Source organism: Streptococcus sp. 10F2, from assembly GCF_054331515.2.
This window is the reverse complement of record NZ_JBTGGE020000070.1, coordinates 1-6,746: the sequence shown is the minus strand read 5'-3', so window position 1 is coordinate 6,746 and position 6,746 is coordinate 1. Positions and strand designations below refer to the sequence as shown.

Here is a 6,746-nt window from a genome sequence, read left to right as displayed (position 1 = left end):
TAAAGATTTGATGACACTAAGAATCATATTCACCACCTCCTTTATTGTTAGTTTACTCCTTTTAGAAATAAAAAGAAAAGGCTTACCAGACTTTCGTCTAGTAAAACCTTAACTTAATGACATTGAGGATATCCTAGCCTTTTTTCTTATGATAAATACGTTTTACTGTCAAATTCCCCTTCTTTTACAAATTGATAAGAAGCATTCAAAACAGCACCAATAATGAGAACTCGGGCAATTAAGATAAACCAGAAAATCACCGCAAAAAGAGCAACCGATCCAACCAAGCGATAATCCGTAAAACGTCCCATATAACGGATTAAGTAAAGATTAATAAAGCCGTTAAAGAGATAAAGAACGATTGTCACTAATAAAATCCCTGGAAGCGTGTAGCGTATTTTCTTAATAGCAACATTTGGCAAACTATAATACAGAAAGAAGAGCAAGAATACCAAAGGAACCATACTCCAACCACTCAGCCCCTTCAAAAAATCCTCCAACGGAAAGGTGTCCATCTCTAGCCAACTCTTCATCTGCTCCAGAAGATAGGAAGAGAAGAGACTTAGAAAACTAAGGCTTAAAATTACAAGCTGTAACAGAACACCCATGGCTAAACTAAGAATACGAGAAACAAGATAATTCGTTCGCTTTTCCACGCCATAAACCTTATTAAAACTCTGCTCCACCATCCACATACTGGATGATAAAGTCCAGAAGGCTGATAGAAGGGCGAGGCTCCAAAAACCAGTAGAAGGTTTCGACAAAACTCCCTCTACTAACTGGGAAATGGTCGGATACAGACTCTCCGGCAACCAAACTTCTAGGTAAGACAGGATATCACTGGTACTCACAGGTAAATATGGGAGGAGATTGGCTAGAATCAAGAAAAAGGGAATCAAGGAGAGCATCAAATAATAGGCAATCGCTATAGACATCACCTGACTATCTGCTTGACTATAAAATTTCCCCAAGGCACGCACTAGAGGATTCTTGCTAAATGTAGCTAGTCCCCCCTTTAACTTCTCCATCATCTCCATCCCGTATCCTATTCTCCTTAAACGACTTTCTTAGTAACTTCCCTCTTCACCCTGACTCGTTAAAATCACAGGGCCATCCTTAGTAATTACAAATTGGTGTTCATACTGACAAGACCAACCACCATCTAAGGTTTTATGAGCCCAACCAGTTTTCATATCGGTATCAATTTCCCAGGTTCCCTGGTTAATCATCGGTTCAATGGTCAAGACCATCCCTTCCCGTAGACGTAAACCACGACCAGCACGTCCATAATGAGGAACCATTGGTTCTTCATGCATAGTTGGTCCAACCCCATGGCCAACAAGGTCTCGGACAACTCCGTAACCCTTACTTTCTGCATATTCTTGAATAGCAGCCCCAATATCACCTAGACGATTCCCCACTTGGGCTGCCGCAATTCCACGATAGAGACATTCCTTGGTGACATCCATTAATTCTTGAACCTCGGGTGTAACTTCCCCAACAGCATAAGCCCAACAAGAATCAGCTACTCCACCGCGGAAATCTTCAGACAGGCGACGCATAGTTGGCACATCATCAAAATCTAGGCTGGATACATCCAACTCAGACTTGTCTACCAAGCCAACAACCATATCAACCTTGATCAAGTCCCCATTTTTTAACTTTTTATGACGAGGAAACGCATGTGCTACTTCGTCATTGATGGAACAGCAGGTCGCATATGGATAATCCATCAAGTGCCCTTCTACCCCAATTTGCAGAGGTAAGGCATTTTCTTCCCTACAACGACGACGCACATATTCTTCGATATCCCACATATCCATTCCCGGCTTAATCAAATCCCGCAAGCCACGATGAACACTCGCTAAAAACTCGCCACTTGCCTTCATTAAATCAATTTCTCGTTGAGACTTTAAGGTAATCATGTATTCTCCTTATTGTACTGTAATTTCTATAGTTATTTGAGCAACTGCTTGCTCTTTTTCTTTAAATAATACTTGAAAAACGCGACTAGTACGACTTTGATACAAGAGAGTTCCCTCTACTTGCAAGACCTCTTCCACCTCAATCGATTGAAACACACGAACCGAGGCAGAGGTCAGGTAGAAACCTGAACCGGCTAGCGCAAGTTCAGACTTAGCTAACTGTAAACCTATTTCTACTAAAACCCCTGCTGCCAGATTTCCCTGCTCATCCAAAAGCGAGGGAGCTACTCGCAACTGATGGGAAGTATCTTTTTTTTCCAAGTAAGGGCGTAACTGCTCCGAAAAGGTTGCTGATAAATCTCTTTTTTCCTGAGCCAGATCTTGAATCAAATCTTCCCTGCGCAAGACTCCTAATAGCCGGTTCTCTTCATCAACGACCGGCAGGATTACCATTCCTTGCTCAATCATTTTCCGCTGAGCGACTGCCAAACTCGTATAAGGAGTCATCTGTAAAGTTCCGCTATGTAAAAGTTTCCCTAGATGAACAAAGCTAGCTTGTCCACCTACTTCTTGAAGACTAACTAGGCCTTGAAAAAAACCACTCTGATCCACAATTGGGAACGTCGAAGCTTGCTTTTTTTGAACCAAGGCTAAAAAATCTCGAACCAGATGGTGAGTCGTTAGACAACCAAATTCATCAATCGGTGTATAACTATCCGCCACTGTTAAAATGTGCGACTTCATACGCCGTTGGGAAACAGCCTGAGAGATTTGACTAGCAACTTGATAGGTGTCCTCACTACTGGATAAGATAGGAATTGAGAGGCTATTGGCTAAATCTAAAATCTTCTCTGCTACAGAAAAGCCCCCCGTAACTAGGACAGCACAATCATGGTGCAAGGCTAATTCCTGAACCGAGGTTCTATCCCCTACAATGACCAATCCACCATCCTTGAGATGAGTCACTACGTTTTGACGGGACATAGCCCCAATACTAAAAGCCGAAAACTCCTTGTCCAAGCCGTCTGCTCCCGCCAACACTTTGGCTTGGGTAACTTCAACAATTTCACCGTAAGTTAAGGGAGTTAATCCTTCATCTTTAGTGGACACCCTTACTGTACCGCTCCGAGGTCGAGTCTCAACCCATCCACGAACTTGGGCTTCTTTAATGGCACGATAAGCCGTTCCTTCGCTAATGCCTAAGAAGTTTGCGACACTTCGCACACTGACTTTCCGTCCGATTGGCATGGACTCCAAGTAGTCCAAAACTTCTTGGTGTTTACTCATCAGTCCCCTCGCTTTCGTCGGAACTCTACATAATCACGCATTTTACGGGTATAGCGATCACTACCTTTAAACTGCCGATGGAAGCTAAAACCCGCTTTTTCTGCAACCCGTTGACTGGCTATATTTTCCAAGTGTACCTGAAGACTTAGGGCTTTAAATCCTTGGGAAACTAGCAAAATCTGACAGAGGGCCTCCAGTCCTTCAACAACCAAGCCTTGCCCCCAATACCTTTTATCCAGGAAATAACCAACTTCAGCTTCCAAAGCTATCTCTTGAATTTTTTCCAAACGAATAACCCCAATCAATCGATGCTCTTGAGGATCTTCCAATACCCAAGTCCCAAGAGGTTTTTTAAGAAAGGCATGGGTCCATAAATGAAGACTTTCTTCCATGTCTTTTTGAGCTGGAAAAATATAACGAACATTTTCTGGATCATGGGCAATGGCGTGAAAATTTTCCAAATCCGTTACTAAAGGCGGGCGTAAATAAAGCCGAGATGTCTGAAGAATGGAATGCTGAGCTAAATGGGTCCAAATAGTCATGACCTCTCCTCTATTGTCAAATATAAAAGAGGAGCCTGCTGCGCAACTCCTCCTAGTTACTAGTCATCAATAAGATCGATGGAGGCTCCCAAGTTCCGTAATTTTTCAATAATGTTTGAATAACCACGTAAGATAAATTCAACATTTGTAATTTCAGTCTGCCCTTGGGCCATCAGACCAGCTGTGACTAGGGCAGCACCTGCCCGTAAATCAGTAGCTTTGACTAGAGCACCATGCAACTGATTGGGACCGTCATAACTAATTTGATTCCCGACCGTTGTAATTCCAGCTCCCATTCGAGCTAACTCTGGAACATGATTGACTCGTTTTTCATAGATTGTATCCATGATTAAACCACGTCCCTCTGCTCTCAACAGTAAAGGAGTGATTGGTTGTTGCAAATCAGTGGCAAATCCTGGATAAGGTGCTGTTTTAATATTAATGGCTTTGAGATTATCCTGTTTTTCCACGAAGACACTATCTTCAGAGATCGTCATCCGAACACCCATTTCCTCCAACTTCGCAATAAAGCCTTCTAGGTGTTCGTAAAGAACATTGGTAATCTTAACCCCTTCTCCAATAGCCGCAGCCATGGCGATATAGGTTCCCGCTTCAATCCGATCTGGAATGACTTGATGACGAGTACCGTGTAGACGCTCAACTCCTTCAATGGTAATCACATCTGTTCCGGCTCCCCGAACATGGGCTCCCATATTGTTAAGCAGAGTCGCTACATCAATAATCTCAGGCTCACGTGCCGCATTTTCAATAACCGTCTTGCCTTTTGCTTTTACAGCCGCCAACATCGTATTAATCGTCGCCCCAACAGACACAGTGTCCATGTAAATCATAGCACCATGAACCCCTTGACCATCTGTTGTTAAATGCATGGAATTTCCTTCATAAGTCATCCGTGCACCCATAGCCTCAAAAGCTTTCAAATGTAAATCAATAGGACGAGGCCCTAAATCACATCCGCCTGGTAAACCAACCGTTGCTTCCCCAAAACGACCCAATAAGGAACCGTAAAAATAATAGGAAGCTCGTAGGGAGTTGATTTTTCCATATGGCATCGGCATCGATTGAACTCCAGAAGGATCAATTTCGAGACTATCACCATCTCGTTTAACGGTTGCCCCCATGACCTCCATGATATCAATCAAACTTGCTACATCCGAAATATCAGGGACACCGTCAAGCGTTACAATATCATCTGACAAAATAATTGCCGGAATCAAAGCCACAACACTATTTTTGGCACCCGAAACAGCGACCTCTCCCTTGAGAGGGCGCCCACCATTAATGATAATTTTTTTCATTTTTAACAATACTTTCTTGAAACTGATAAAACCATAGGGTTTGGCATGATTATACCACATTTCCGTGGAGCTTGCTAGAGTCGGGAACCTCAAAACACTAATATATTTTAGTTTTGTTCACAAAAAAGAAGCAGGATCTTAAGACCCTGCCTCTCACATTTTCCCACCTCACTCTCATCAAATCCTGTATTTGATGAGCCATCGATGAAAATACCTGATTCAATCACTACTTGAAAAAATCTTTCAAAGCGTCTACTTTATCTAATCGTTCCCACGGTAAATCGAGATCTTCTCTCCCCATGTGACCATAAGCAGCTGTTTGCTGATAGATTGGCTTCTTCAAATCCAACATCTGAATAATCCCGGCTGGACGGAGATCAAAATGAGCCCGCACTGCTGCTTCCAAAGCAGCTTCTTCTTGGGTACCTGTCCCAAAAGTGTCAATACGAATCGAAACTGGCTGAGCCACACCAATTGCATAGGCTAATTGCACCTCGGCCTTATCTGCCAAACCAGCAGCCACTATATTTTTAGCAATATAGCGAGCAGCATACGAAGCAGAACGGTCGACCTTAGTCGCATCTTTACCAGAGAAAGCTCCACCTCCATGTCGTGCTGCTCCTCCGTAAGTATCCACTATAATCTTCCGACCGGTTAAGCCAGAGTCACCCTGTGGTCCACCGATAACAAAACGACCGGTTGGATTAATGAAGTAGCGGGTTTCTGCATCCAATAACGCAGCTGGAATAACCTGCTCAATGACCTCTTCTTTAACCATCTGGGTCAATTCCTCATAGGAAACATCTGGATCATGCTGCGTTGAAATCACCACTGTGTCTACTCGATGAGGTTTTCCGGATTCATCATACTCTACTGTAACCTGACTTTTAGCATCTGGGCGAAGGTAAGAGACATGACCCGACTTGCGCAAATCCGCCAAACGCTTCACTAGCTTATGCGATAAAGAAATGGCAAGTGGCATCAATTCAGGAGTCTCATTGACCGCAAAACCAAACATAAGCCCTTGGTCTCCAGCACCAATTTGATCTAATGGATCCTCTCCATTCCCTTGACGTGTTTCTAAAGAAGCATCTACTCCTTGAGCAATATCAGGTGACTGCTCCACCAAAGATGGATGAACTCCTACAGTCTCTGCAGAAAAACCATATTCTGTATTGGTATAACCAATCTTGGCAATGGTATCTCGGACAATACGGTTAATATCTACATAAGCCGTTGTAGAAATCTCTCCAAAAACATGGACCGATCCTGTGTAAACAGCTGTTTCAGCTGCTACGTGAGCATCTGGATCCTGCTCAAGAATCGCATCTAAGATAGCATCTGAGATTTGATCTGCGATCTTATCTGGATGCCCCTCCGATACCGATTCTGAGGTAAATAATTTACGTTCAGACATGTGTGTCCCCCTTTTAATAGAGATTCGTTAAAAAGTTACAAAGCACTAGCGACACGCTACCTTTTCGGGACTAATTAACCCTTTTAGTCTATCATATGACAGCAGGAATGTAAAAGAATTTGGGGTTATTGCACGACAAACGCATGAAGAAAACTCCCTATTGAAAATTTTCAGTAACCGATAAATATTCGTAAAAGCGTCCTCTTAAGCATATAATTAGCTTAGGAGGACGTTTTTATGGATGTTATGATTTCAT

At 42.9% G+C, this 6,746-nt stretch carries 6 protein-coding genes; all 6 read right to left on the bottom strand.

The genetic code is table 11. The features are described from left to right. Window positions 1-146: 146 nt before the first annotated feature. The 6 genes from ACXM1Q_RS08600 to metK all read right to left on the bottom strand — a co-directional run bounded on the left by ACXM1Q_RS08600 (window position 147) and on the right by metK (window position 6,490). Entirely contained in the window at window positions 147-1,031 is an 885-nt protein-coding gene (locus ACXM1Q_RS08600; RefSeq protein WP_458517717.1) for a YihY/virulence factor BrkB family protein, read from the bottom strand. Between the two features lie 36 nt (window positions 1,032-1,067). Then, window positions 1,068-1,925, bottom strand: a complete 858-nt coding sequence (locus tag ACXM1Q_RS08595) for a methionyl aminopeptidase (protein ID WP_458517716.1) — start codon at window positions 1,923-1,925, stop codon at window positions 1,068-1,070. A 9-nt stretch (window positions 1,926-1,934) separates the two neighbouring features. Next, window positions 1,935-3,212 (bottom strand): DRTGG domain-containing protein, encoded by a 1,278-nt coding sequence (locus ACXM1Q_RS08590; protein WP_458517715.1) that lies wholly within the window; start codon window positions 3,210-3,212, stop codon window positions 1,935-1,937. Further along, window positions 3,212-3,754 carry a GNAT family N-acetyltransferase gene (locus ACXM1Q_RS08585; protein ID WP_458517714.1) on the bottom strand — a complete coding sequence of 181 codons (543 nt, stop codon included), beginning with the start codon at window positions 3,752-3,754 and terminating at the stop codon, window positions 3,212-3,214. The genes ACXM1Q_RS08590 and ACXM1Q_RS08585 overlap by 1 nt, the downstream gene beginning before the upstream one ends. A 59-nt stretch (window positions 3,755-3,813) precedes the next feature. Continuing rightward, window positions 3,814-5,073: a UDP-N-acetylglucosamine 1-carboxyvinyltransferase gene (locus tag ACXM1Q_RS08580; protein WP_458517713.1), complete on the bottom strand. Its 1,260-nt coding sequence runs from the start codon at window positions 5,071-5,073 to the stop codon at window positions 3,814-3,816. 226 nt (window positions 5,074-5,299) lie between these two features. Next, window positions 5,300-6,490 carry a methionine adenosyltransferase gene (gene metK, locus ACXM1Q_RS08575; protein WP_458517712.1) on the bottom strand — a complete coding sequence of 397 codons (1,191 nt, stop codon included), beginning with the start codon at window positions 6,488-6,490 and terminating at the stop codon, window positions 5,300-5,302. Window positions 6,491-6,746: the final 256 nt, after the last annotated feature.